Origin of the sequence: Burkholderia sp. BCC1047 (assembly GCF_902833155.1) — a bacterium.
GTDB classification, from domain to species: Bacteria; Pseudomonadota; Gammaproteobacteria; order Burkholderiales; family Burkholderiaceae; genus Burkholderia; species Burkholderia sola.
The window spans coordinates 135399-159418 of the sequence record NZ_CADFEH010000004.1 but is presented as its reverse complement, the minus strand read 5'-3'; the positions used below and the strand labels follow the sequence as shown (position 1 = coordinate 159418).

General features: G+C 66.6%; 24 protein-coding genes. 6 read left to right on the top strand and 18 right to left on the bottom strand.

Annotated elements, in window-relative coordinates:
• Positions 1-33: 33 nt before the first annotated feature.
• Positions 34-2298, bottom strand: a complete 2265-nt coding sequence (locus HWX55_RS06800; RefSeq protein WP_175975098.1) for an Orn/Lys/Arg decarboxylase N-terminal domain-containing protein — start codon at positions 2296-2298, stop codon at positions 34-36.
• Between the two features lie 542 nt (positions 2299-2840).
• On the opposite strand from HWX55_RS06800, the gene HWX55_RS06795 reads away from it, so the two are divergent.
• Together HWX55_RS06795 and HWX55_RS06790 are read left to right on the top strand one after the other, a co-directional pair.
• Positions 2841-5021 carry an ornithine decarboxylase gene (locus HWX55_RS06795; RefSeq protein WP_175974931.1) on the top strand — a complete coding sequence of 727 codons (2181 nt, stop codon included), beginning with the start codon at positions 2841-2843 and terminating at the stop codon, positions 5019-5021.
• 59 nt (positions 5022-5080) lie between these two features.
• Positions 5081-5602, top strand: coding sequence for a hypothetical protein (locus HWX55_RS06790; protein ID WP_175974929.1), 522 nt, complete (start codon positions 5081-5083; stop codon positions 5600-5602).
• Positions 5603-5639: 37 nt separating this feature from the next.
• On the opposite strand, the gene HWX55_RS06785 is transcribed toward HWX55_RS06790, so the two are convergent.
• The 3 genes from HWX55_RS06785 to HWX55_RS06775 all read right to left on the bottom strand — a co-directional run bounded on the left by HWX55_RS06785 (position 5640) and on the right by HWX55_RS06775 (position 8088).
• The gene (locus HWX55_RS06785) at positions 5640-6797 is read right to left on the bottom strand and encodes an iron-containing alcohol dehydrogenase (RefSeq protein ID WP_175974927.1); all 1158 of its coding nucleotides are present in this window, start codon (positions 6795-6797) and stop codon (positions 5640-5642) included.
• Positions 6794-7129, bottom strand: a complete 336-nt coding sequence (locus tag HWX55_RS06780) for a putative quinol monooxygenase (RefSeq protein ID WP_175974925.1) — start codon at positions 7127-7129, stop codon at positions 6794-6796. Before HWX55_RS06780 ends, HWX55_RS06785 begins: the two co-directional genes overlap by 4 nt.
• 239 nt (positions 7130-7368) lie before the next feature.
• Positions 7369-8088, bottom strand: a complete 720-nt coding sequence (locus HWX55_RS06775; protein WP_175974923.1) for an SDR family oxidoreductase — start codon at positions 8086-8088, stop codon at positions 7369-7371.
• A 134-nt stretch (positions 8089-8222) separates the two neighbouring features.
• On the opposite strand from HWX55_RS06775, the gene HWX55_RS06770 reads away from it, so the two are divergent.
• The 3 genes from HWX55_RS06770 to HWX55_RS06760 all read left to right on the top strand — a co-directional run bounded on the left by HWX55_RS06770 (position 8223) and on the right by HWX55_RS06760 (position 11374).
• Positions 8223-9200, top strand: coding sequence for a LysR family transcriptional regulator (locus HWX55_RS06770; RefSeq protein WP_175975096.1), 978 nt, complete (start codon positions 8223-8225; stop codon positions 9198-9200).
• A 142-nt stretch (positions 9201-9342) separates the two neighbouring features.
• A complete protein-coding gene (locus HWX55_RS06765) occupies positions 9343-10731 on the top strand; it encodes a nucleobase:cation symporter-2 family protein (RefSeq protein WP_124679727.1) in 1389 nt (462 codons plus the stop codon).
• Positions 10732-10948: 217 nt separating this feature from the next.
• Complete coding sequence (locus HWX55_RS06760; RefSeq protein WP_175974921.1) at positions 10949-11374, top strand: NUDIX hydrolase; 426 nt, start codon at positions 10949-10951, stop codon at positions 11372-11374.
• Between the two features lie 61 nt (positions 11375-11435).
• Here the strand turns inward: HWX55_RS06760 and HWX55_RS06755 are convergent, their stop codons facing one another.
• From HWX55_RS06755 to HWX55_RS06695, 13 genes are all read right to left on the bottom strand, one after another.
• Positions 11436-11648, bottom strand: coding sequence for a hypothetical protein (locus HWX55_RS06755; RefSeq protein WP_175975094.1), 213 nt, complete (start codon positions 11646-11648; stop codon positions 11436-11438).
• A 173-nt stretch (positions 11649-11821) separates the two neighbouring features.
• Positions 11822-12814, bottom strand: coding sequence for a GNAT family N-acetyltransferase (locus HWX55_RS06750; RefSeq protein WP_175974919.1), 993 nt, complete (start codon positions 12812-12814; stop codon positions 11822-11824).
• A gap of 57 nt (positions 12815-12871) precedes the next feature.
• Positions 12872-13414 carry a glycoside hydrolase family 19 protein gene (locus HWX55_RS06745; RefSeq protein WP_175974917.1) on the bottom strand — a complete coding sequence of 181 codons (543 nt, stop codon included), beginning with the start codon at positions 13412-13414 and terminating at the stop codon, positions 12872-12874.
• Positions 13401-14282 carry a DUF4239 domain-containing protein gene (locus HWX55_RS06740; protein ID WP_175974915.1) on the bottom strand — a complete coding sequence of 294 codons (882 nt, stop codon included), beginning with the start codon at positions 14280-14282 and terminating at the stop codon, positions 13401-13403. The genes HWX55_RS06745 and HWX55_RS06740 overlap by 14 nt, the downstream gene beginning before the upstream one ends.
• A gap of 2 nt (positions 14283-14284) precedes the next feature.
• The gene (locus HWX55_RS06735; protein WP_244140512.1) at positions 14285-15343 is read right to left on the bottom strand and encodes a hypothetical protein; all 1059 of its coding nucleotides are present in this window, start codon (positions 15341-15343) and stop codon (positions 14285-14287) included.
• A gap of 34 nt (positions 15344-15377) precedes the next feature.
• Complete coding sequence (locus HWX55_RS06730) at positions 15378-16037, bottom strand: hypothetical protein (protein ID WP_175974914.1); 660 nt, start codon at positions 16035-16037, stop codon at positions 15378-15380.
• A 92-nt stretch (positions 16038-16129) separates the two neighbouring features.
• Entirely contained in the window at positions 16130-17821 is a 1692-nt protein-coding gene (locus tag HWX55_RS06725) for a S8 family serine peptidase (protein WP_175974912.1), read from the bottom strand.
• A gap of 161 nt (positions 17822-17982) precedes the next feature.
• Positions 17983-19110: a hypothetical protein gene (locus HWX55_RS36040; protein ID WP_244140511.1), complete on the bottom strand. Its 1128-nt coding sequence runs from the start codon at positions 19108-19110 to the stop codon at positions 17983-17985.
• A 198-nt stretch (positions 19111-19308) separates the two neighbouring features.
• Entirely contained in the window at positions 19309-19485 is a 177-nt protein-coding gene (locus HWX55_RS06715; RefSeq protein WP_244140510.1) for a hypothetical protein, read from the bottom strand.
• 17 nt (positions 19486-19502) lie between these two features.
• Positions 19503-19757 (bottom strand): LuxR C-terminal-related transcriptional regulator, encoded by a 255-nt coding sequence (locus HWX55_RS06710; protein WP_175974910.1) that lies wholly within the window; start codon positions 19755-19757, stop codon positions 19503-19505.
• Positions 19758-20311: 554 nt separating this feature from the next.
• A complete protein-coding gene (locus tag HWX55_RS06705; RefSeq protein ID WP_175974908.1) occupies positions 20312-20887 on the bottom strand; it encodes a DNA-3-methyladenine glycosylase I in 576 nt (191 codons plus the stop codon).
• Positions 20888-20926: 39 nt separating this feature from the next.
• The gene (locus HWX55_RS06700) at positions 20927-21706 is read right to left on the bottom strand and encodes an SDR family oxidoreductase (RefSeq protein WP_175974906.1); all 780 of its coding nucleotides are present in this window, start codon (positions 21704-21706) and stop codon (positions 20927-20929) included.
• The gene (locus HWX55_RS06695) at positions 21706-22059 is read right to left on the bottom strand and encodes a nuclear transport factor 2 family protein (protein WP_244140509.1); all 354 of its coding nucleotides are present in this window, start codon (positions 22057-22059) and stop codon (positions 21706-21708) included. The genes HWX55_RS06700 and HWX55_RS06695 overlap by 1 nt, the downstream gene beginning before the upstream one ends.
• Positions 22060-22124: 65 nt before the next feature.
• Between HWX55_RS06695 and HWX55_RS06690 the strand changes: the two genes are divergently transcribed.
• Entirely contained in the window at positions 22125-22478 is a 354-nt protein-coding gene (locus tag HWX55_RS06690; protein ID WP_175974904.1) for a winged helix-turn-helix transcriptional regulator, read from the top strand.
• A gap of 63 nt (positions 22479-22541) precedes the next feature.
• Here HWX55_RS06690 and HWX55_RS06685 read toward each other — a convergent pair whose 3' ends face one another.
• A complete protein-coding gene (locus tag HWX55_RS06685) occupies positions 22542-23882 on the bottom strand; it encodes an APC family permease (protein ID WP_175974903.1) in 1341 nt (446 codons plus the stop codon).
• Between the last annotated feature and the right edge of the window lie 138 nt (positions 23883-24020).

Here is a 24020-nt window from a genome sequence, read left to right as displayed (position 1 = left end):
GTTCGCCCGGTCAGGCTTCGGGGCTTCGGGGCTTCAGGCCGTCAGGCAGTACACGCGATACGTGCCGTCCTCGACTTCCACGCCGTGCGTGTCGTGCGCGAAGCCCGGAAAACGCCGGTCGTATGCTTCGAGCGCCTTCAGGTAGCCGAGCACCGGGCCACCGGCCGGCCCCGCGTTCTCGCCCGGCATCAACAGCGGAATGCCCGGCGGATACGGCACGACGCCGGTCGCCACCGTGCGCCCGGCCAGTTCGTCGAGCGTGACCTGCTCGACGCGGCCCTGCACGAGATGCTCGTACGCGCGCACCGGGCTCATCTCCGGCTTCGGCAGGATCGAGAACGCCTCCGACATCAGGCGCGTCGTGCCGAGCTGCTCCATCGCCGCGAACATCGTGTCGGCCAGATCCTTCAGCCCCATGCCCGCATAGCGCGAACCATGCTCCTGAGCGAGCGACGGAATCGCCATGTCGAGGGGCAGGTTCGCGTCGTAGTCGCGCTTGAAATCGCACAGCGCGCTGACGAGCGAGCCCCACTTGCCCTTCGTGATGCCGATCGAGAACAGGAACAGGATCGTGAAATCGGTCGTCTTCTCGACGACGATCCCGCGTGCATCGAGATACGCGGTGACGACGCTCGCCGGGATGCCGACCGGCATCAGGCCGCCGGCCGGCGCGACGCCCGGCGTGACGATCGACACCTTGATCGGGTCGAGCATGCAGTAGCCGTCCTCGATATTGCCGAAGCCGTGCCATTGCGCGCCGGGGCGCAGCACCCAGCACGCCGGATCGGTCGCGAGCAGCTCGGGCGGCGCTTCGTGGAACGGCAGCGTGCGGCCCGTGCGCGCCTCGAGCACGGTATCGGGCTGCCAGCATTCGAAGAACCAGTCGCCCTTCGCGCCGAATTCGCCGTTCATCCGCGCGATCATCTGCCGGAACGCGACGGCCTCCTCGATCGATTCGCGCGTCAGCGCGGCGCCGCCGGGGCCGTCCATCATCGCGGCCGCGACGTCGTTCGACGCGATGATCGCGTAGTTCGGCGAAGTCGACGCGTGCATCATGAACGTTTCGTTGAACTGACCGTGCGGAATCGGGCTGCGGCCGTCGCGCACGTGGATGTACGACGCCTGCGACAACGCGGTCAGCAGCTTGTGCGTCGACTGCGTCGCGAATACCGTCGGCCGGTCCTTGTGGTGGTCGCGCGGGTCGCCGTGCATCGCATGGCGGTCGCGGTAGATCGGATTGAAACGCGCGTAGCCGTACCACGCTTCGTCGAAGTGCAATCGGTCGACGCTCGCGCCGAGCAGCTCCTCGACGCGCGTCACGTTGTAGCAAAGGCCGTCGTACGTCGAGTTCGTCACGATCGCATGCTTCGGCTGGCGGTCGGCGAGCCCCGCCGCGAGCGGGTTCGATGCGATCGCCTCGCGGACGGCCGCTTGCGTGAGGCGCTCCGATGCGATCGGCCCGATGATCCCGTAGCGGTTGCGCGTCGGCACGAGGTAGGTCGGAATCGCGCCCGACATCGTCATCGCATGCTCGGCCGACTTGTGGCAGTTGCGGTCGCACAGCGCGATCTGGTCGCGGCTCACGCTCGCCATCAGGATGATGCGGTTCGACGTCGACGAGCCGTTCGTCACGTGATACGTGCGATGCGCGCCGAACACGCGCGCCGCATAGCGTTCGCTTTCGCCGATCGGGCCCGAGTGATCGAGCAGCGAGCCGAGTTCGCCCACCGAGATCGACAGGTCCGAGCGAAACAGCGATTCGCCGAAGTATTCGAAGAACGCGCGGCCGACCGGCGATTTCAGGAAGCCGGTGCCGCCCGTGTGGCCCGGCGTATGCCACGAGTATTCGTAGACACGCGAGAACTTCGCGAGCGCGCCGAACATCGGCGGCAGCACGGTCGAGCGATAGCGTTCGATCGCCGCGTGGATGCGCCCGCCGATGAAGTCGGCCGTATCCTCGAGCAGCCACACGAAATCGTCGACCTTGCCCATCACCGCGGCCGGCACCGTCGACGCGACGCTGCGGTCGGCCAGCAGGAAGATCGGCACGTTGGCATTGCGATGCCGGATCGCCTCGACCACGGCCTCGGACGGCCCGTGGCCGTCCACGCCGAGATCCCAGTCGAGCAGCACGCACTGGATCGACGGATCGGAGCGGATCAGCACGATGGCATCGTCGGCGGACGTCGCCGTCAACACGTCGATACCGCGTTGCGCGAGCTCCGCGCTCAGCGTGCGCACCGCACGCCCGGTTGCCGTTTCCTGCGCGATCTCGTCGTCGACGAGTAACGCACGCATGCCGAGACGACGCATGCCGCCAATGGAAGTGTTCACGTTGTTGCCCTCGCTGTTGCGTTGCTTCGATTGGTATCGTTCGTCTCACGAGCACGCGGACGGCAGGTCACGGGCAGCGGCATGAGACGCTCGCCATTCCGGCTTGATTCGCCATCCAGTTCGGAGCCGACTATGCCATGAACGCCTTACGATGAAAAGCCGACGATTCGATGAAACCATCGGCGCATTTCCAATAGGATTTCAACATTGGATCATTTTTATATGCGCCGCAGCATGCCAATTCCCGATCAATTGATCAGGCTCATCCGTCAATGAAATCGACGATTCCGATCGATTGAATTCGCATGCCTTTGTTGCTACGATCGGCAGCGCCGGGCACTGTCCGATCACGGCCGTGCCGCGCTGCTCGACGCTTGCCGGTGCAGTCCGCATTCGGCGTTCGGCATACGCGGGAGCGTTTCAATCGGCTGCAGCGCATGTCGTATTGACATCACGCACCGGCGCGAATGCGGCTCCCGTTTCAGGTCATTTACCGGAGAGTTCGCGTGAGCCTGTTGAAAATCGCAGTCGAGCCAGCGCTGATCGGCGCCTTCCTCACCACGCACGAACAGGTCGACGTATTCCAGACCGATTTCACGAATATCGCGGCAGTCGTCGTCGGCATCGAGGCCGCGGAAAAGGTGCTGAAAACCGTCGAGCGAACCGGCTTCGCGATTCCGTTCTTCGTCGCGGTCGAGCCCGACCAGGAAGTGCCGCCGTCGGTCCTGCCGCGCGCGAGCGGCGTGATCCCGCTCCGGCACGGCGGCCGCCATTACCACGGCCGGCAGATTTCCGCCGCCGCCGACATCTACAGCGAGAACCTGCTGCCGCCGTTCTTCAAGGTCATGCGCGACTACGTGCAGCGCGGCTACGTCGAATTCGACTGCCCGGGCCACCAGGGCGGCCAGTTCTTCTCGAACCATCCGCTCGGCCGGATGTTCTTCGATTTCTTCGGCGAGACGCTGTTTCGCGCGGATCTCTGCAACGCGGACGTCCGGCTCGGCGACCTGCTGATTCACGAAGGGCCCGCGCTGGAAGCGCAGCGCAACGCCGCGCGCATCTACAACGCGGATAAAACTTATTTTGTGCTGAACGGCACGTCGACGTCGAACAAGGTCGTCACGAGCGCGCTGCTCGCGCCCGGCGATCTCGTGCTGTTCGACCGCAACAACCACAAGTCGGTGCACCTCGGCGCGCTCGTGCTGTCCGGCGCCCGGCCGGTCTACCTCGAAACCGCACGCAATGCGTGGGGCCTCATCGGCGGCGTCGACAGCGCGGCGCTCGGCGAAGCGCGCATTCGCGACGCGATCCGCGACGTCGCGCCCGAGCGCGCCGACCTGCCGCGCCCGTTCCGGCTGGCGGTGATCCAGCTCGGCACCTACGACGGCACGATCTACAACGCGCGCGAAATCGTCGACCGGATCGGGCATCTGTGCGACTACATCCTGTTCGATTCGGCGTGGGTCGGCTACGAGCAGTTCATTCCGATGATGCAGGACTGCTCGCCGCTGATGCTGACGCTCGGGCCCGACGATCCCGGCATCTTCGTCACGCAGTCGGTGCACAAGCAGCAGGCCGGCTTCTCGCAAACATCGCAGATCCACAAGAAGGACAGCCACATCGAAGGGCAGAAGCGCTTCTGCGATCACCGGCGCTTCAACAACGCGTACATGATCCACGCGTCGACGAGCCCGTTCTACCCGATGTTCGCGGCGCTCGACGTCAACGCGCAGATGCATGCGGGCCCGGCCGGCAGGCGCCTGTGGCGCGACTGCGTCGCACACGGCGTCGATGCGCGCAAGCTGCTGCTGAAAACCTGCCGCCAGATTCGCCCGTTCGTTCCGCAGCAGATCGACGGCCGCCCGTGGGCCGACTACCCGACCGAGCAGATCGTCGACGACCTGCGCTTCTTCCGCTTCCACCCGGCCGACAGGTGGCACGGCTTCGAAGGCTATGCGGACGACCAGTATTTCGTCGATCCGTGCAAGCTGCTGCTGACGACGCCCGGCATCGATCGCGACACGCACGAATACGCGCCGTTCGGCGCGCCGGCGCCGATCCTCGCGCGCTACCTGCGCGAGCACGGCGTCGTGCCCGAGAAAGCCGATCTGTACACGATCCTGTTCCTGCTCACGCCGTCGGAGAGTGCCGGCAAGCTGCAGCATCTGGTCGCGCATCTCGCGCAGTTCGAGCGCCATCTCGACCAGGACACGCCGCTGCGCGAAGCGATTCCGTCGCTGTGCGAAGCGTATCCGGAGCTGTACGGCACGATGCGCCTGCGGCAGCTGTGCCAGCGCATGCACGATTTCTACCGCAGCCACGACATGAAGCATCTGCAGAAACAGATGTTCCGGCGCGCGCAGTTCCCGAAGCAGGCGATGCTGCCGCAGGCCGCGAATACCGAGCTGATCCGCAACAACGTCGAACTCGTCCCGCTCGAGCGCATCGAAGGCCGGATCGCGACCGAAGGCGCGCTGCCCTATCCGCCCGGCATCTTCTGCGTGGTGCCCGGTGAAGCGTGGGGTGGCCCGGCGCTCGACTACTTCCGCGCGCTCGAAGCCGGGATCAACGCGCTGCCGGGCTTCGAGCCGGAAATCCAGGGCGTGTACCTGCAGACGAAGCCGGACGGCACGAAGCAGGCGTCGGCGTACGTGGTCGCGGCCGGCGCCGACGCGTCGCGGGCCTGATCGCGATCCGTGCCCGACCCGCGCGGCGCTTGCGCGCCGCGTGTATCATCGCCGCCATCATGCCCATCCGACCGCTTCGCTCTATCCTGATCGCCCCGGCGCTCGCCGTCTCCATTGCCGCGCATGCGCAGCAGGTTGGCGTGGTCGCCGACGGCGTCTACTACACGCCGAATACGCATCTCGCGGCAGGCACGTCGCTGCAAGTGCTGCCCGACGACGACAAAGGCGTCGCGCGCTGCTGCGCGACAGTCACTGGCCGCGCCGGCAAGCCCGGCAACCAGATTCTCGACAGCCTGCACGACGACCGCACGATCGCCGCGTACGCGCTGTCGCTGCCGAAGTCGGTGCCGACGGACACGCGCGGCTTCGGCGTCGTCGGCACCGCGCATTTCCTGCGCCAGGGCGCACACCCGGAAGCCGTGCTCGACGGCGGCTTGCAACTCGCGTTCTCAACCTGCACGTCGGTGGAAGGCACGCACTATCTCGGGCGCAAGGTCGGCGCCAACACGTTGCTCGTACACCTGTATCAGTACTTCGACGGCGAATTCGAGCCGACCTGCAAGGATCGCGACTTGAAATAACGGAACCCGGCCGGCGGGCGGCATCGCGCCCGCCGCGTCACCACGCCTGCCGGTAAATCTCCAGCGCGTCGGCCTCGGTCACCTCGCGCGGATTGTTCACGAGCAGACGCGTCTGCAACATCGCGTCCGACGCCATCCTCGGCAAGTCGTCCTCGCCGATACCGACCTCGCGCAGCGTGCGCGGAATCCCCGTCGCGACGATCAGCCGGTCGATCTCGGCGATCAGCGCGTGCGTTTTCGCTTCGTCGCTGCCCGCCGCCGACGGCGCGACGATGGCCGCCAGTTCCGCATACAGCGGCGCGGCCGCCGGCGCATTGAAACGCAGCACGTGCGGCAGCACCAACGCATTCGACAACCCGTGCGGCACGTGGAAGATCCCGCCGACCGGATAAGCCAGCGCGTGCACGGCCGCGACCGGCGCATTCGCGAACGCCTGCCCCGCGAACATCGCGCCGACCAGCATCGCTTCGCGCGCGTGCCGGTTCTGCCCGTCGTCGCATGCGGCCAGCAGGTTGCGCGACAGCAGCGTCAGCGCGTGCGTCGCCAGCATGTCGGATACCGGATTCTTCAGCCGCGCGGACGTGTACGCCTCGATCGCATGCACCATCGCGTCGATGCCGGTGGCGGCCGTCGCGGCGCGCGGCAGGCCGAGCGTGAGTTCCGCGTCGAGGATCGCGACGTCCGCGAACAGGTGCGGCGATACGACGCCCATCTTGCGCGCCTCGCCGACCGTGACGATCGACACGGCCGTGACCTCGGAGCCGGTGCCGGCCGTGGTCGGCATCTGCACGAGCGGCAGCCGCGCGCTCGCGACCTTGTCGACGCCGTACATGTCGGCGAGCGCCTGCTGCCCCGGCGCGAGCACCGCGATCAGCTTCGCGACGTCCATCGACGAGCCGCCGCCGAGACCGAGCACGAGCTCGGCATCGGCCGCGACGGCTCGCGCGGTTGCTTCGAGCACCACGTGCTCGGGCGGATCGGCGATCACGTCGTCGATCACGGTGACCTGCCAGCCGTGCGCGGCGAGGCTCTCCAGCGCGGGCGCGAGCACGCCGCTGCGATGCAGGAACGCATCGGTGACGACGCACAGCCGCGCGAGCGCCGGAAAGCGTTCGCGCAACAGCGCGCCGAGCCGGCGCGCGGCGCCGAATTCGACGATCTGCGTCGGAACGGTGCGGAATTGAAACGGGTTCATCGGGTGCCTCCCGGGGGCGTCGCCGTGCCGGTGTCCGGCTGCACCATGTAGCGGATCACGTCGCGACGCTCGAGCAACGGCATGATCGCGCCGACACCGATCCGCTGGAAATGCGGCGTTTCCCGATGCACGTCGAGGCCGTCGGCCTCGCTGTAACGCTCGAGGATCACGATGTGGTCGGGATTCTCCGGCGACCGGAAGTACGCGTAGTCGAGGTTTTTCGGCTCGGTGCGCGTGGCCGGCGCGAGTTCGGCCAGCAGTTCGACCACGCGGTCGCCGTTGCCGGGTTTCGCGAAGAAATGCGCGATGACTTGCAGATAGGGTTCGTTCATGCTGCGCTCCTTGTTCGATACAAGCCCGTCACGACGGGAGCGCCCCCCATCCGCCATGAACCGGATGGATTCAAACGCGATGAGGCGGCACCGTATCGATGACGCGTCGTCGCATTGTATTGAATCGGCACGGCCTGCGCTGCGCCGCGACCGGGCTGTGACCAGCAGGCCGAACGCGCCACACGTTCACGGCGAGCCGGAACCTGGCCGGCCGCTACGCGGTTGCGCCGCCGCCCCGGCTACCACGGCACCGTCCGCCCCAGATAGTCGAGGTATTCGAGCCCGGGGCGCGCCCGCTTCGCGAGCAGCACGTCGACGAGGCTCGGCACGCTTTCGTCGATGGTCAGGCGCGCATCGGGCCCGCCGAGTTCGGTGCGGACCCAGCCGGGCGCCATCAGCGCCAGCGCGCGACGCGTGTCGGCCTGACGCACCGCGAAGCTGCGCATGAACTGGTTCAGCGCGGCCTTGCTGCCGCGATACACCTCGCGCATCCCGCTGACGTTGTTGGTCACGCTGCCCTGCCCCGACGACATCGCGCCGATCAGCCCGTCGTCGGTCACGAGATCCTGCAGCGTCTCGATCGCGCGCATCGGCGCCAGTGCATTCGTGATCATCACGCGCACGAATTCGTCGGTCGTCACTTCGCCGATCGTTTCATTCGGATCGTTGGTCGTGCCCGCATTCACGAACAGCATGTCGAAACGCCGGCCCGACAGGCGCTCGCGCAGCGCGGCCAGTTGCGCGGGCTCGCAGATGTCGAGCGTGCCGATCTCGAGCCGGCCGTCGAACCGGTCGGCCAGATCGTGCAGCTTCGTGCGCCCCGATCCTTCGCGCACGGTACCCGTCACGTTCCAGCCCTTGTTCAGGAATGCCTCCGCCATTGCCAGTCCGAGGCCGCGCGACGCCGCGACCAGGAGGATCGCGGAGGTATTTCGTCGATTCGATTCAGTCGATTGCATGGTTTTTCGCCTTTGCCGTGTTTCGTCATGCGCCCACTATAGGCGCGCACCACACCAGGCGCCAGACGCACCGGATGCAACCCATCATTGCATCGAGCGCCATGTCAAACCTCCCAGTCGCGTATCCTGTCCGCATGGAAGACATCGACCTGAACCTCGTCACCGCGCTCGACGTGCTGCTGTCGGAGAGCAGCGTGACCGGCGCCGCACGCCGGCTGGGCCTGAGCACGTCCGCGATGAGCCGCACGCTCACGCGGCTGCGCCTCGCCACCGGCGATCAATTGCTCGTGCGCGCCGGGCGCAAGCTCGTGCCGACGCCTCATGCCGCCGCGCTGCGCGACCGCGTCCATGCGGTCGCGCGCGCCGCGCGCGCCGTGCTCCGGCCGGCGACGGCCGACGTCGATCTTGCAACGCTCACGGCTACGTTCACCGTTCGCGCGGCCGCATCGTTCATGGAAATGCTGGCCGGCCCGGTCGTCGCCGCACTGGCCGACGTCGCGCCGCACGTACGGATCCGCTTCGTCCCGAAGCTCGACCGCGATCCGCAGGCGCTGCGCGACGGCACCGTCGACCTCGAGATCGGCAAGCGCGGCGACGACGCGCCCGAGCTGCATACGCGCATGCTCTTTCACGACTGGCACGTCGCGGTGGCGCGCGCCGGGCATCCGTTGTTCGCGTCGGCCCGGATCACGGCCGCGCGCTATGCCGCCTGCCGCCACGTGATGGCGGCCCAGCTCGGCGATTTCGGCGGGCCGGCCGACGACTCGACCGGCCATGACGGCCCGGACCCTGCGGTGCACGTCGTCGTGCCGGGCTACCCCGACGCGATGCGTGTCGCGGCCAGCACCGACCTGATCGCGCTGGTGCCGCGCTCGAGCCTCGGCAACGCGTGCTCGCCCGGGCTCATCGAAGCGCTCGGGCTGCGCAGCTTCGAGGTCCCGGTCCGCCTGCCGGCGATCCTCGTGTCGGCGCTGTGGCATCCGCGCCTGCACGGCGACCCCGCCCATCGCCGTCTGCGCGACACGGTCATCGCCGTGTGCCAGCGCGCGTATCCGGATTCCCGTCCGCCACGCACGACGGCGCGCGGCAACGGAGCCCGCGCGGCCGGCTGACGTCGGTTTACGGGCGTGCTTGCCGGCCAGCCGCGCGGCCGGCAACGCACCGCCGACGCCCCACTACCGCGGCCCGGCCGGGCGGCGCCGCCAGCCCCTTCGGCTAAAATGCCGCACTTTCCACCTTGCCCGCCCGCTCGCCATGCAACCCGCCTCCTCCGCCCCATCCGCCTCCCACGGCGCCGACGCCGCAGACGCGGCCCGCGACCTCGTCTACGGCCCGAACGACCGGCCGGCGCCGATGGTCGCCTTCGTCGCCGCGCTGCAGCACCTGCTGGCGATCATCGTGCCGATCGTCACGCCCGGCCTGCTGATCTGCCAGGCGCTCGGCGTGTCCAGCCGCGATACGACCCTGATCGTGTCGATGTCGCTGGTGATTTCCGGCATCGCGACCTTCGTCCAGTGCAAACGCTTCGGCCCGCTCGGCGCCGGCCTGCTGATCGTCCAGGGCACCAGCTTCAACTTCGTCGGCCCGCTGATCGCCGGCGGCAGCCTGATGGTCAAGCAGGGCACGCCGGTCGAGACCGTGATGGCCGCGATCTTCGGCGTCGTGATCGCCGGGTCGTTCATCGAGATGGGCGTGTCGCGCATCCTGCCGTTCGTGAAGCGCCTGATCACGCCGCTCGTCACCGGCATCGTCGTGCTGCTGATCGGCCTCACGCTGATCAAGGTCGGCCTGATCAGCATGGGCGGCGGCTACGGCGCGATGGCCAAGGGCACCTTTGCAAGCGCCGAGAACCTGACGCTGTCGGGCCTCGTGCTCGGCACGATCATCCTGCTGAACCGCGTGCCGGTCGTCTGGGTGCGCAGCACCGCGCTCGTCATCGCGCTCGCGATCGGCTACCTCGCGGCCGCGTTCCTCGGCCGCCTCGACTTCACCGGCATGCACCAGGCCGCGCTGTTCCAGGTGCCGACGCCGCTGCATTTCGGCATCGGCTTCTCGTGGGCGCTGTTCGTGCCGATGCTGATCATCTACCTCGTCACGTCGCTCGAGGCGATCGGCGACGTGACGGCCACCAGCAAGATCTCGAACGAGCCGGTCGAAGGGCCGGTGTGGATGCAGCGGATCAAGGGCGGCGTGCTCGTCAACGGCGCGAACTCGCTGCTGGCCGGCGTGTTCAATACGTTCCCGAGCTCGGTATTCGCGCAGAACAACGGCGTGATCCAGATCACCGGCGTCGCGAGCCGTCACGTCGGCATCTGGATCGCGGCGATGCTCGTCGTGCTGGGCCTGTTCCCGGTCGTCGCCGGCGTGTTGCAGGCCGTGCCGGAGCCCGTGCTCGGCGGCGCGGCGATGGTGATGTTCGGCGCCGTGGCCGCGTCGGGCATCAACATCCTCGCGGGCGTTCACCTCGACCGCCGCGCGCTGCTGATCATCGCGGTGTCGCTCGCGCTCGGTCTCGGCGTGTCGCAGGTGCCGGACATCCTGAACAGCCTGCCGCATGCGCTGAAGAACGTGCTGGAATCGGGCGTGGCGACGGGCGGCATCTGCGCGCTCGTGATGAACTGGTTCCTGCCGGAAAGAAAGTAACGGCAATCGCGGTGCGAACCGCATGACCACGGGGCGCGCGTGACGGGCCGCGTCGGTCGTCGCGCCAAACGGCATCGGCGGTCCGGCGCACCGCCCTGCCACCGGCCTTGCGCTTTCGGCCGGCACGCAGCGTGCCGGCCGCGCATCGGCGGCAATCAATCGTCAAACCCGGTCAGGGCGCCTTGGCCGATCGATTTCAGCTGGTTAGAATCACCGCATGCCCCAAACCCTCGCGCCCGACCAAACCCCCGAAACGACTGCCGTTCCGATCAAGGAACGCGCGACCGTCGTCTGCTATCGCGATGCGCGCGTGTTGCTCGTCACGCGCGCGGCGTCGCGCTGGGCCCTTCCCGGCGGCACGATCAAGCGCGGGGAAACCCCGCTGGAAGCCGCGCATCGCGAATTGGGCGAGGAAACCGGCATGACCGGCCAGGATCTGGTGTACTCGATGCAGTTCACCGGACTCGCGAAGATCCATCACGTGTTCTTCGCGGAAGTCGGGCCGGACCAGACGCCGCAAGCGAGCAACGAGATCGAGAAATGCAAGTGGTTTCCGATCGACAGCGTCGACCGTCTGCGCGCGAGTCTTCCGACGAAGCGAATCGTCGAACTCGTCTACAACCACGAAATCCGCAACGCGTAGCGCCCGCCCGGAGCCGGCGACCGGCTCGAGTCGGGTGTCGCGATCGGCGGTGCGCGAACGCTCAGTGCGCGCGCTTTCTTCGCAGTTCGTGCGTGGAATAGACGACGAGGAAGATGCCCAGCATCGCGACGCCGGACGCCATGAAGTCGTTTGCGCTGCCCGAGCTGCGCAGCGCCGCCGGGAAAATACCCAGACTCAATCCCGCACCAGCAAGAAGCAATCCTGCTGCCACGCCCCAGATCGGTCCGGCGGACTTGTCGATTATGTTTTTCATACAGCACCCGTCTACGGTCGTTACCTGAACGGTATCGGCAATCAGCGCCGCGTCTACCTTCAGCGATTCCACTATAACCGGAAGAAAATCCGCAAGCTTCTGGTGCTTTTCCCGATCAAGTTTCGCCGGCCGCGGCCGCCACGTGCGGCCGGGGTCGCGCAACCTGCCGCAGGTCATTGGGTGCGCCCGTCCAGCTTCCGGATCACGTCGTCGTAGCCGATCGGCCGCGCTTCGGCGTCGCACCCGTAGTCGCCCGCCCAGTCGCCGATGAAAATTGCCCCGTTGTCGTGTCCGTGCTCGGCCCCCCGGTCGTAACTCTCCTCCGAGTCGAACGCCCGTTTTCGCAGATCGTCATAGTTGTCTCGATGCCCGCAGCCGAACGTCACCCGTTTGCATTGCCCGTTGTCATGCAGGTCCATGAAATAGATCGGACGACGCCTTTCGATACGCTCGCCGTGCGCCAGCGTGCGCTCATAGACATGCGCGGTCGCACCGCCCTCTCCTTCGTCACGGCACGTCAAGTCGAGCCGGTCGTAGAAGTCGTGTGCCTTCGCGTGCGAGGTCAGCTGCATGCGAACCCGCTTGTCGTCACTGACGCCCTCGGTCATGTGCCGCACGGCCTCGTTGAGTATCTGGATTCCCAGCCCCTGTCCTCGCGCGTTCCTGTCCACGCACAGCACATGCAATTCGACCTGCTTCGCGATGTCGGTTGCGTTCGACGCCTTCGGCCGGAAGGTTTCGTATGCGAATACGCCGACCGGCTTCGCCTTCTGATACGGTGTCGCGCCGTTCGCGCCGATGTCCTTGCAAAGGTATCGGCTCAGCTCGGGTTGATTCGGTCTCGACTGGACGTACAGACGCGCGCCGTCGCCCTGCTTGCTATGCCCGCGATGGAGCGGGTAATAGTTGCCATAGAGCCAGTAATCGTCCGCATGAGCCCAGTCGGGGCTGCACAGCGAGTTGACGGTATTGTCGACATCGCCGGTGCTTTGAAGATGATGCAGTTGTTTCCCCCACGTCGAATTCAACGCGTTCCCCTCTTTCACGGCGACAGGCTGGCATTCGATTTCCGCCGTTGCGTACCCTGGCACGGCGCCGAACGCGATCGCCGCCGCGATCAACGCACCCCGCATCGCGACGCATTCACCCCAGATTCGCGTGTTCATGATGCTTCCCTCCGTTGGTTGGTGTTGGTTGGTCCGTCTTCGCTGCATACCGCACGCTCACAGACATATCGCCTGCTTCGCGATCGCCCATCGGCGCATCCGGTCCTCGAGTCCGTTGACACCGCCGTTGATGCGTCTCGTCAGCAACGCGAAATCGCCGGAGTCGGCGATCGCGTTGCAGCCGTGCCGCGCCCACCACCAGGCCGCCGAACGTGCGGCCAGCGGCTCGCGCTCGAGGCGTTCCGGCTCGCGTTCGAGATCGACGCCCAGCGCGTTGCCGCATTCGCGATAGTTCGCACGCCCGGTGATCTGAATGAGCCCGCGTCCGAGAAAGCGCCGGCCGTCGCCCGGCTGAACGTTGCCGAGCCCGCTCGCCTTGCGCGACGGCGGCTCGTACGCGCGCTGCGCGGCTGTCGGCCCCCACAGTTCGCGCGTGAGCGTGAAGCCAAGCGTCTCGTGGCCGGTTTGCGCGACGAACGCCGCAACGCGCGCAGGCGTCGAAATATCGAACTCGGCCATCGCGGCGGCCAGCGCCGGATGCCAGCGTTGCGCGAGCGCGGCGGATACGGCGGCGGCGGCCCGGAATTCATCGAGTGTCATCGTGGTCTCCTTGCGGCATCTGTTCAGGCACGCGCGTGGTGCGCTGGCCCGGCGGTGGGGAAACGGTCGGGGCGGCCGAGCCGCGACGTCGCGATTGCGCGTCCATCGCGGCGACGATCGCGCGCAGCGGCTCGGGCTTGACGCTGACTTCGCCCGCGAACGGACGGTCGACGGCAAGCACGAAGAAGAACGCGAGGCCGAGCGTGAGCGCCCAGCTCGTCACGAGTGCGATGTTGAAACGCGTGCCCGGCAGGATGTAGAGCAGTAGAAACGACACGACGCTGGTCAGCACCACCACGCCCCACAGCGTGACCGGCATCGCGGCCTCGAGCGTCAGCAGGCGCTGTTCGCGATGCTTCGCCATTTCGTTCGCTCGCGCGAGCACCTCGCCGAGCAGCACGCGCTGCCGCTCGCTGCGCGGCTCGATCCGGTTCGCGAGGTCGAACAGGCGATCGAAGCGGACCGCCGTCTGTGCATCGGCACTCGCGTGCTGCTGCATCGTCGGCCACTCGTCACGGACGACGCCGTCGAGATAGGCACGCAGCGCGCCGCGTGCCGCATCCGCGACCGGGTCGCCGAACGCGGCGAGATCGCGCGACAGTTCGCCGGCCGCGGTCGCTTCCGCCTCGACAGTGTGCTCCGCGCCGTTGTATGCGTCCCACACGCTGATCGCCGAAAACGCGATGAGCAACGAGTTGATCGTCGTGATGACCGACACCATCGTGATCGCCATCGCGCGCTGCTCGGGCAGCAGGTCGACGGGCAGAATGCGCCGGAACAGCGCATAGCCGCCCAATGCGGCCAACGCGGTCGCGATCACGATGAACACGCCCATCAGCCAAGACGGCCAGTTGTAAAGAAAGAGCATGATCATTCCCCGATTGCGCTTGCGCCGTCGCGACGCCCCGCCTGCGGCACGTCCGCCGACAGCATCGCGCGCGTGAATTCGGCGAGCCGCTGCTTGACCGCATCGGCCGGCATCCCCGTTTCAAGCGATTGCTGAAGCCGCAGCAGATCCGCTGCGAGTTCGCTTTGCCATTGCACGCGCTCGGTCGCCGCATGGGCGCGATGCGCTTCGAACGTGGCTTGCGCGGCGGCCGCGGTATCGCCGCGCACGAGCGTCTCGAGCGTCTCCACGAGCCGATGCAGCAGCCGATGCACGGCCGTCGCCGAAAACCCGCCGAGCATCGCGAGCGCCGGCTTGCCGAAGCTGCGCATGCTGTCGCCGTCGTACAGATGGGGCGGCAGCAGCTCGACCAGGATCAGGCCGGCGATCACGCCGAGAATCAGCCGCGCGCCGTACGACGCGTCGTACTTCGGGTCGTAGGTCGAATTCGCGACATAGCGGTGCGCCTGGAACAGCGTGGCGAACGACGCGCCGAGCCCCGCGCAGCACAGCAGGAACAGCGCATTCCACAGCAGCTGCGTGCCGTGCGAATCGAGAAACCCCTGGTCGATGTTCGCGACCGACACCTCCGGCGACAGCGACGTCGCGATCACGGCGACCAGGAACGTCGCGGCGGAAAGCGTCAGCGCGCGAATCAACGGCACGGGCCCGAGCCACGCGAAGCGCGACCGGACGCGCAGTTCGCGGTCGAGCAGCGTGACGGCCAGCGGCGTCGCCGGCGCGATCGCAACCGCGAGCCGGCGATGAATCGCGGCAAGCGCATACGATGCGCCGTGCACGGACGACGCATCGGCCCCCGCGGTGTCGGCCGCCGTATGCGATACCGCGGCCATCAGCATCGACAATTGCGCGATCAGGTCCGGGGCGACGGCAATCCCGTGCTGCAGCGCGTAGCGCGCCATCGCATTGCATTCGATCAGCAACTGCCCGACCAGATCGCGCCTCGACGGCGCCGCGTTCGCCCCGTCCGCTTCGGGCGGTGCGTCCATCGCTGTCCGGAACCACGCACGACGCGTTCGCATGGCGATTCTCCACGGTGACGATTGGCGACGTGCGCTACAGCCGCACTTCGTCGCCGCAATTGCCGCCCTGCGCCGCGACGAGCATGCCGCCCTTGTCGCGATAGACGAACACGTCGGACCAGTCGCGCAGCCGGTAGCGCACTTCCGCGAGCCGTCCGTCGGGCGTGCACAGGAACTGCACGGACTTGTCCGCGCCGAGGAAGAAGTCATGCAGTTGCGCGTTCTTCAACTCGTCGAGCCGCACCACCTTGTTGTCATGCTCCGCCAGGTAGCGGCCCAGATTCGTGAGGCCGACCGCGCGCGCCATCGCCGCGAGCTCGGCGGCGTAACCGGCGGGCGCGTATCCCGTGCAGCTTCCGTAGCGATTCCAGTGCTGCTGGAACGCGTCGGCGCTCGCGGCCGCGATATACGGCGCGGCCTCGTCGGACAACGTGCCGGCCGGCACCGGCGTCGTGTCGCAATCGCGCCGCGGCGTGTACAAGCCGATCGCGGTGATCCGGATCGGCGCGCCGTCCGCGGCCTGGCGCACCGCAGGCGGCTGGCCCGTCGTGCACGTCGGGGCGCCCTCGCCGCCGACGCACGTGCCGAACTTCCAGGACAGCGCCAGCGTCCAGTCCTGCGCGTGCGCGCCGGTTCCGCTCAGAATCAGGCTGGCGACGCAGGCAGCCCGGGTGATGCGCAACAGGGTCGACATGATGCGTTTCTCCTTGTATGTGTGACGACTTGCGCCGGCCGACGAAGTCGGCCGGACGTCAGCAGCCGGCGGCCGGCGCGGCTCGCATGCCGTCAGCGGGCCGCCTTCTGCAACAGCTGCCGAAGATTCTGGAAGCGCGGCAGGCCTGCGCCGAAGCGATTCGTGACGTCGTACTGAACGATCGGCGTGCAGATCATCCGGATTAGCTGAAACAGCGCGGCGACGCGTTCCGGCCTGCGCGGCCCGAGATGGCCGGCGATCTGCGGATCGCTCACCAGCAGCGCCGCGAGCCCCGTGATGTGCGGCGCCGCCATCGACGTGCCGGATTCGGCGTTGAACGCCCCGCCCGGCACCGTCGATACGACACCGACTCCCGGTCCGCACACGCCGATCTGCGGGCCGTGGCACGAGAACGTCGGCGAGAACAGGCCGTCAGCCGTCGCAGCCTGCGCGACGATTTGCGTTTGCTCCCACGTGTTGACGGGCAACTCGCGATGCAGTCCCAGCGCCGACACCGCGAGCACGTACGGCGACGATGCCGGGTACTGGACAGGTCCGCCCGAATTGCCGGCCGCGACGATACATGCGACGCCGGACTGCACGGCCTCCATCAGTTTCTGCTCGACGGCGAGCGACGCCTGCGGTGCGCCGAGGCTCAGGTTCACGACGTCGATGTCGTGATCGATGCAATAGTCGAGCGCCTGGATCAGCGTGCTGAACTGGCCGCCGGGAAAGATCTTCAGCACATGAACCTCCGCGTCGGGCGCGAAGCCGCGCATCGCCATCTGCGCGTCGGCCGCCTGCGGACTGATGCGCGCGGCGATCACGCCCGCACAATGCGATCCGTGGCCGATCACGTCGTCCTTCCACGTATCCGGGTTCTGATCGTTGGTCAGATCGGCGCCGCGCACGATATGGTTCAACAGCGGATGGGACGCGTCCGCCCCCGAATCCACGATCGCGACGCGGACGCCGCGCCCCGTCGCCGTGGCGGGAAGCTCGTCGAGGCCCATCAGGCGCTGCCCCCACCCGAGCGGAGCACGCGGCGGCACGTTCGGGTTCGGCTGGGACAACGGCGTGAGCCGCACCACATTCGCCTGCTCGCTCGACAGCACCGGCGCCGACAGGTAGACGTTCCAGTACGTGTGCGCCGGCCGCACCGCCAGCGACTGAAGCGGACCGGGCGCCATCTGCGCGACGGCCAGCGTCGTTTCGCCTCGCGCGTCGGTCGTGCCGCTCACCGGGAAGCCGTCGCCCGTGAGCGTCACCGGAACGCCGGGCTGCGGTTGATCGTCCGCACCGAGCACGCGGACCGTCACCGGGCGCAGGATGGTCGACGCAATCGCCGCCTGCGGACGAAGCTCCGCGCCGGACTCCTGTTGCGGCTTTTTCCCGTAGCCGAGCGGATGGTCCTCCTCGACGATCATTTCCGGCGGCGCCGTCGCCTGCAGCAACTGCGCGTGTGCGGGATCCATCTTGACGACGTACGTGTCGGTCGCCTCGTCGGGCCGAGCGGACATCATCTGCGCGTTCTTGTGGCTGTTGATCACGCGCACGACTTCGACGCCGGGCAGCCGGCCGACCGCATTGTCGAGGTCGTGTGCCGACATCGGCGTCACCGCGGCCTGGCGAGCGAGCACGCCGCGCCGGGGCGCAATCAGATACTGGCGCTTGCCGCTCGTCACATGAACTGCTTCATCGGGCGGCATCGCATCCGGTGCGGCGGCACCGTCCGCCGGCACGGCTGCCGCCTTCGCGGCGGCGGGCTTCTTGTCCTTGTCCATCGCAATCTCCTTCGTGGCGCGACACTCGAGGCACGCCGTGGGTCAGTCGGTCGCAAGCGACGGACGCGCCGCCCGAAACGATCGGGGCGTTGCGCGACGCGCGTCCGTCGGGTGCGCCACCGCGGCGGCCGCGGGTGGCGCAGGTCTACAGTCGCGACAGGTCAGTGGTATGCCGGCTGGGCGGGGATCGCGGCGAACGGCAGCAGCCCGCCGAGCCGGCCGAGCAGCTCGCCGAGTACCGGCGCGGCCGTACCGATCACCGCGCCGCCGATGCCTTGCGGGGCGAACGCCGCTTGAGGCTGCGCCGAGAACGGCAGCAGCCCGCCCAGTTGGCCGGCGACCGTGCCGACCGTCGGTGCGACCGACTTCAGGAGGTCGCCGAACACGCCTTGCGGGGCGAACGCTGCTTGCGGTTGCGCCGAGAACGGCAGCAGCCCGCCCAGTTGGCCGGCGACCGTGCCGACCGTCGGTGCAACAGACTTCAGGAGGTCGCCGAACACGCCCTGCGGGGCGAACGCTGCTTGCGGTTGCGCGGCGAACGGCAGCAGCCCGCCGAGCCGGCCGAGCAGCTCACCGAGTACCGGGGCGGCCGTGCCGATCACGGCACCGCCGATGCCCTGCGGCGCGAACGCTGCTTGAGGCTGCGCCGAGAACGGCAACAGTCCGCCCAGTTGCCCCGCGACCGTACCGACCGTCGGCGCGACCGACTTCAGGATGTCGCCGAACACGCCCTGCGGGGCGAACGCTGCTTGCGGTTGCGCGGCGAACGGCAGCAGCCCGCCGAGCCGACCGAGCAGCTCGCCGAGCACCGGCGCGGCCGTGCCGATCACGGCACCGCCGATGCCCTGCGGCGCGAACGCCGCCTGCGGCTGCGCCGAGAACGGCAGCAGCCCGCCCAGTTGCCCCGCGACCGTGCCGACCGTCGGCGCGACCGACTTCAGGATGTCGCCGAACACGCCTTGCGGGGCGAACGCTGCTTGCGGCTGGACCGAGAACGGCAGCAGCCCGCCCAATTGCCCCGCGACGGTGCCGACCGTCGGCGCGACCGATTTCAGGATGTCGCCGAACACGCCCTGCGGGGCGAACGCCGCTTGCGGTTGAGCCGAGAACGGCAGCAGCCCGCCGAGCCGGCCGAGCAACTCGCCGAGCACCGGCGCGGCCGTGCCGATGACCGCGCCGCCGATGCCCTGCGGCGCGAACTCCCCTTGCGCAACCGTCGTCGCGTAAGCCGGAACATATCCCGAGACCGCGTGCGGAACCCCCGGCAATGCATGGTGTACATGAGTCATTTTCGAATCCTTAATGAAGAGGAATCAGTCGGAGCACGACTCGCAGGCCCTGCGTCGCGTGCGCCGTCGACATGCCGGCCGTCGACGCATCCATCGGCCCGGTACGCATGGCCCGGTGCAAACATCGGACGAATCGGCAGATCGATTCTGCGAGTCGGGTCCTGTCGGTTCCATACGGCAAATGCGGTATGCGTCTCGCTACGGCGAGCCGGGCGCGGTGACGGGAGACGGAGCGGTGAGCCAGCCGGAAAGCACGGCCGTATGGAGGAGCGCGCAGATGTTGGGCGACGCGGTCTTGCCGAGAAGATGCGCGCGATGCTTGCGCGCGGTCTGGTCGCTGATGCCGAGCGCGCGAGCGACCTGCTTGTCGCTCATGCCCGCGGCAAGCAGGTTCAGGATCTCGCGTTCGCGCGACGAGAACGGGTCAGGACGACCCTCGATACCGTTTTTTTGAGCACGTCAGGAAAAAGGGCGAAATAGCGCATGGTCAGCTCCGCCGATTTCCTGACGCCGAACTTATCGAGGAGGTTTTCGCGATGCTTGCGCGCGGTATAGAGGGAAACGGACAGTTCGGCCGCGATTTCACGGTCGGTGAGGCCTCGCGAAATCAAGCCCAACACGACTGTCTCACGTGCGGTGAGTTTCAATATGGATCCCCGTCGACAATTGAAAGGGCATCCCCTTCTTTGTCACGGGAGCGACGGTCTCCTTTGAATATTCACGAACAACCTCACGGGCGACCGGACATCACTCCCGATGCAGGCAACATGCCAAGGTGGATGCGCTTTGGAATGCTTTGTTATTTTCCGGTCGCCCATTACAAAACGACTTTTTTTGATTATTACCGGCTGCAGGATCGTGGGGGCAGCCGTGTGCCGACTATTTGAATTCGGGGCGATCGTGAGCATGCATCATACGCCCACCGCTCGATTTCTCATGATGATTGATATTACTGATTGAATCCGCCCACTGCGCATGCACTCAATTTCCATTTCATTGGTGAATTTATATTTTTGTTTATTATTTCAACCATTAAAAACAAAATAGAAACGCTCACCGGCGAATTTCAAATGACGACATCGAATCCGACGATTGAATGCGATCCAGTTGGCGGTTGGCGCTCAAGCCGGATCTACCGGCCGCCATGGCGGGTGACGTCATTCAGGTCAGCGCGTTCCGCCCGGGCCGCTCATCACCTGTCTCATTTGCGGCTGACTGCCGCCCGTCGGTAGCAGGCCGCCGAATGATCGTTGACGATGCCGACGGCTTGCATCCACGCGTACACGATAGTCGGACCGACGAACTTGAACCCCTTTTTCTTCAGGTCTTTCGAGATTCGCTCGGAAAGGGGCGAACTCGATATCCAGCTTTCCCCATCGCCCTGCACGCTCTTGCCATCGGTGAACGACCAACAGAAGTCGCTGAATCGCTCGCCGCGGCCTTCCATGTCGCAATAGATCCGCGCGCCACCAATCGTCGCCTCGATCTTTGCTCGGGAACGGATGATTCCAGGATCGGCCATCAATCGCAGAATGTCGCGCTCACCGTAGCCGGCGACCGTCGCCGGATCGAAGCCCGCAAATGCATGGCGGAATGCCTCGCGCTTGCGCAGCACAATGATCCAGGCCAGCCCGGCTTGAAATCCTTCGAGCATCAGCATTTCCCACAGGAGCCGCGAGTCGCGAACCGGGACGCCCCATTCGTGGTCGTGATACGCCTGCATCAGCGGGTCGCCGTCGGCCCACGCGCATCGCGCGACGGGGCGCTTGTCGTTCATTCGTTTGTCATCCGTGGTTGTCGATGGCCATTCGTGTGCTCACGCAGTCGGAATCGTGCCGCCGTCGATCACATACTCGGTTCCCGTGATCGCCGCCGCGCGCGGGGACGCCAGGAAGGCGATCAGATCCGCCACTTCGCCGGGCGTCGCCGGCCGCCCGAGCGGAATGCCGCCAAGCGAATCCATGATGATCTGCTTGCCGCCCTCATAGTCGGTTCCGGCCTGCGCGGCGAGCCGCTCCGCGAAAGCGACAGCCGCTTCGGTTTCGATCCACCCGGGAGCAACACGGACCACGCGAACGCCCATGGGCGAGACTTCCTTCGACAGGCTCTTGCTGTAGGTCGAAAGCGCGGCTTTCGCTGCCGCGTAGGCGGTGGTCGATTCCGGCAACGGAAGCGCACGCTGGATCGACGTGACGTGAATGACAACCCCTGAGCGTTGTGCCAGCATGCCCGGCAACAATGCGCGATCCAGTCGAACCGCGGGCAGGAGATTGAGGTTCAGTTCGTTCTGCCACGCGTCGTCGCCCAATGCAGCGAAACCGCCGGCAGGCGATCTTGAACCGCCCACGACGTGGACGATCACGTCGACGCCGCCAAAGTTGGCCATCACGGCCTCGGCCACTGCTTCGCAGCCTTCGATGGTCGCCAGGTCCGCCGCGACGAAGATGTCGGCCGGCGTACCGGCCGGCGGCGTGCGCGCCGTGGTGATTACCTTCGCGCCGAGTTCGCGGAACAGGCCGACGACGGCCTTTCCGACGCCCATCGTCCCGCCTGTCACCAGGACGCGCTTACCCTGCAATTCCAGCGTCATGGACATCAATGAATCTCCAGCGACGTGATCTTGTGGCCTGCCAGATCGAATACGTGATCGAGCAGCACCGGGCTTCCAGGGAAGTTCCCGACCACCCTTGCCCTGACCGTCACGCGATCGCCATCCCGGGAGACGTCGGCAGGCTCGACCGCGAACTCGAATTTCTCGCGCGACTCGCGCTTCCACGACTCGATCGCGTGGTGCCCCCGGTACGTCCGGTCCTCGTCGACGACAACCGCGTCCGGCGTGAAGCAGTGCGCGGCCCGACGCATCGGCGAGCCGTTGCTGAATTCGAAATAGGCGGGGACGGGATCCGGCAGTAACAGGGTCATGTCTGCATTCTCGCGGTGGGCTTTCATGACGGACATTCTCGTCATAGACTCACCATTCCACAAGAACGCACTAAAAAGTAAGTGACTGAGCCATGGGAAAGGAATACACGCCAGCGACGGCTGCGCTCGGAGTAGAACACGTGATTCAGCTGCTTGAAGGGCGCTGGAAATTGATCATTCTTTTCCATCTCTTCGACGGAAAAGTGCAGCGATATTCCGATTTCGAACGATTGATCCCGGGCATTTCCCAGAAGATGCTGGCGCAGCAACTGAGGCAGCTGGAAGCCGACGGAATCGTTTCGCGCAAGCTCTATCCGCAGGTGCCGCCGAAGGTCGAGTACCGGCTCACGGATTGGGGGCAGGCGTTGTGCCCCGCACTGGATGCCATGCTGAAATGGGCGGAGCAACGCGCGCACTTTCCGTCATCATCCGATTCGGCAAAATGACCCGCCTGTCGGCCGATGCGCCGCGCGTGTTTCGCATACGAACACCCGCCGCCCGCTCGTCGTTCAAATCGCCACTTCCGGCGGTGCCTGGCGAAACAGCCGCGTCATCCAGCACAGATACACGAGCCCGAGCACGAACCATGCGACGCCGAGCACGAGCGCCGTCTTCTCGAGGCTCACGAGTAGCCAGATATCGGACACCGCGCCGATCAACGGAAACACGAGGCCGCCGAATACCCCGATCCTGCGCTCACGGTGATGGCCCGACAGATACAGCCGGATCACGCAAAGATTGACGGCAGTAAAGGCGAGGAACGCGCCGAAGTTGATGAACGACGTCGACGTGGCGACATCCAGCTTCAGCGCGATCAATCCGACGACGCCGGCGAGCGCGATGTTGATCGCGGGTGTCTTGAAGCGCGGATGAATGAACCCGAAGATGCGCTTCGGCAAGATTTCGTCGCGGCCCATCGCATACAGCAGCCGCCCGACGCTCGCTTGCGCGGAGATGCCCGATGCGAACTGCGCGAGGATCAGGCCCGCGAGGAACACGGTGACGAACAGGTCGCCGCCGATCATCTTCGCGACTTCGAACGCGGCCGAATCCGTATCCTTGAATTCGACGCCGGGATGCGCGAGCTGCATCGTATACGCCGCGATCACGAAAATCGCGCCGCCGATCAGCGCGATCAGCAGGATTGCGCGCGGCATGTTCTTTTTCGGATCGATCGTTTCCTCGGTCAGCGTCGAGACGGCGTCGAAGCCGAGATACGAATACGCGGCGATCGCGGCGCCTGCCATCGTCGCGCCGAACGGCACGTGCGGCTTGAAGAACGGCTCCGCCATCGCGATGCCGCCCGGGCCCGCCGCAGCCGACGCATAGTGCCAGCACAGCACGACGAACATCGCGACGATCGCCAGTTGCACGACCATCAGCACGATATTGAAGCGCGCGGCCAGTTCGATGCCGACGATGTTCAATCCGCTCGTCAGCACGATGAACGCGACGATCCAGATCCAGGTCGGCACGTGCGGAAATGCCGCGTTCAGGTACGCCGCACCGATCAGCCAGATCACCATCGGCAGGAAGAAATAATCGAGCAGCGTCGCCCAGCCGATCATGAAGCCCAGGTACGGGTTGAACGTCCTGCGCGTGTACGTGTAGGCCGAGCCCGCGGCCGGATAGAGCCGCGCGAGCTTGCCGTAGCTGAGCGCGGTGAATGCGATGGCGATCAGCGCGAGCAGATAGGCGAGCGCGGCCGTATCGTCGCTGGCCTTGGCGAGCACGCCGTAGGTACCGTAGACGATCAGCGGCGCCATATAGGCGAGACCGAACAGCAACACGGACGGCAGGCCGAGCGTGCGCTTCAGGCGAACGGGTTCACTGGATGACGACGCTTGCATGTGATCTCCTGGGCCCCTCTGGGGCCGATGCGAGTGCCTGGGTGCCGTGCGGCAGGCATTTCCGGCATGTCAATGGGACGACCGGGCATGTGCGGGCATCGTGCCTGCTCCATGCATCGGATGGACCGGGGATTCGGG

Excerpts from the sequence above, each read along its gene's own strand:
- HWX55_RS06705 (WP_175974908.1), bottom strand. The coding sequence starts at position 20,887 with ATGAACGACAAGCGCCCCGTCGCGCGATGCGCGTGGGCCGACGGCGAC.
- HWX55_RS36040 (WP_244140511.1), bottom strand. The coding sequence starts at position 19,110 with ATGACTCATGTACACCATGCATTGCCGGGGGTTCCGCACGCGGTCTCG.
- HWX55_RS06725 (WP_175974912.1), bottom strand. The coding sequence starts at position 17,821 with ATGGACAAGGACAAGAAGCCCGCCGCCGCGAAGGCGGCAGCCGTGCCG.
- HWX55_RS06695 (WP_244140509.1), bottom strand. The coding sequence starts at position 22,059 with ATGAAAGCCCACCGCGAGAATGCAGACATGACCCTGTTACTGCCGGAT.
- HWX55_RS06700 (WP_175974906.1), bottom strand. The coding sequence starts at position 21,706 with ATGTCCATGACGCTGGAATTGCAGGGTAAGCGCGTCCTGGTGACAGGC.
- HWX55_RS06730 (WP_175974914.1), bottom strand. The coding sequence starts at position 16,037 with ATGTCGACCCTGTTGCGCATCACCCGGGCTGCCTGCGTCGCCAGCCTG.
- HWX55_RS06690 (WP_175974904.1), top strand. The coding sequence starts at position 22,125 with ATGGGAAAGGAATACACGCCAGCGACGGCTGCGCTCGGAGTAGAACAC.
- HWX55_RS06755 (WP_175975094.1), bottom strand. The coding sequence starts at position 11,648 with ATGAAAAACATAATCGACAAGTCCGCCGGACCGATCTGGGGCGTGGCA.
- HWX55_RS06750 (WP_175974919.1), bottom strand. The coding sequence starts at position 12,814 with ATGAACACGCGAATCTGGGGTGAATGCGTCGCGATGCGGGGTGCGTTG.
- HWX55_RS06790 (WP_175974929.1), top strand. The coding sequence starts at position 5,081 with ATGCCCATCCGACCGCTTCGCTCTATCCTGATCGCCCCGGCGCTCGCC.
- HWX55_RS06715 (WP_244140510.1), bottom strand. The coding sequence starts at position 19,485 with ATGAGCGACAAGCAGGTCGCTCGCGCGCTCGGCATCAGCGACCAGACC.
- HWX55_RS06740 (WP_175974915.1), bottom strand. The coding sequence starts at position 14,282 with ATGCTCTTTCTTTACAACTGGCCGTCTTGGCTGATGGGCGTGTTCATC.
- HWX55_RS06785 (WP_175974927.1), bottom strand. The coding sequence starts at position 6,797 with ATGAACCCGTTTCAATTCCGCACCGTTCCGACGCAGATCGTCGAATTC.
- HWX55_RS06765 (WP_124679727.1), top strand. The coding sequence starts at position 9,343 with ATGCAACCCGCCTCCTCCGCCCCATCCGCCTCCCACGGCGCCGACGCC.
- HWX55_RS06775 (WP_175974923.1), bottom strand. The coding sequence starts at position 8,088 with ATGCAATCGACTGAATCGAATCGACGAAATACCTCCGCGATCCTCCTG.
- HWX55_RS06685 (WP_175974903.1), bottom strand. The coding sequence starts at position 23,882 with ATGCAAGCGTCGTCATCCAGTGAACCCGTTCGCCTGAAGCGCACGCTC.
- HWX55_RS06780 (WP_175974925.1), bottom strand. The coding sequence starts at position 7,129 with ATGAACGAACCCTATCTGCAAGTCATCGCGCATTTCTTCGCGAAACCC.
- HWX55_RS06800 (WP_175975098.1), bottom strand. The coding sequence starts at position 2,298 with ATGCGTGCGTTACTCGTCGACGACGAGATCGCGCAGGAAACGGCAACC.
- HWX55_RS06760 (WP_175974921.1), top strand. The coding sequence starts at position 10,949 with ATGCCCCAAACCCTCGCGCCCGACCAAACCCCCGAAACGACTGCCGTT.
- HWX55_RS06770 (WP_175975096.1), top strand. The coding sequence starts at position 8,223 with ATGGAAGACATCGACCTGAACCTCGTCACCGCGCTCGACGTGCTGCTG.
- HWX55_RS06735 (WP_244140512.1), bottom strand. The coding sequence starts at position 15,343 with ATGCGAACGCGTCGTGCGTGGTTCCGGACAGCGATGGACGCACCGCCC.
- HWX55_RS06745 (WP_175974917.1), bottom strand. The coding sequence starts at position 13,414 with ATGACACTCGATGAATTCCGGGCCGCCGCCGCCGTATCCGCCGCGCTC.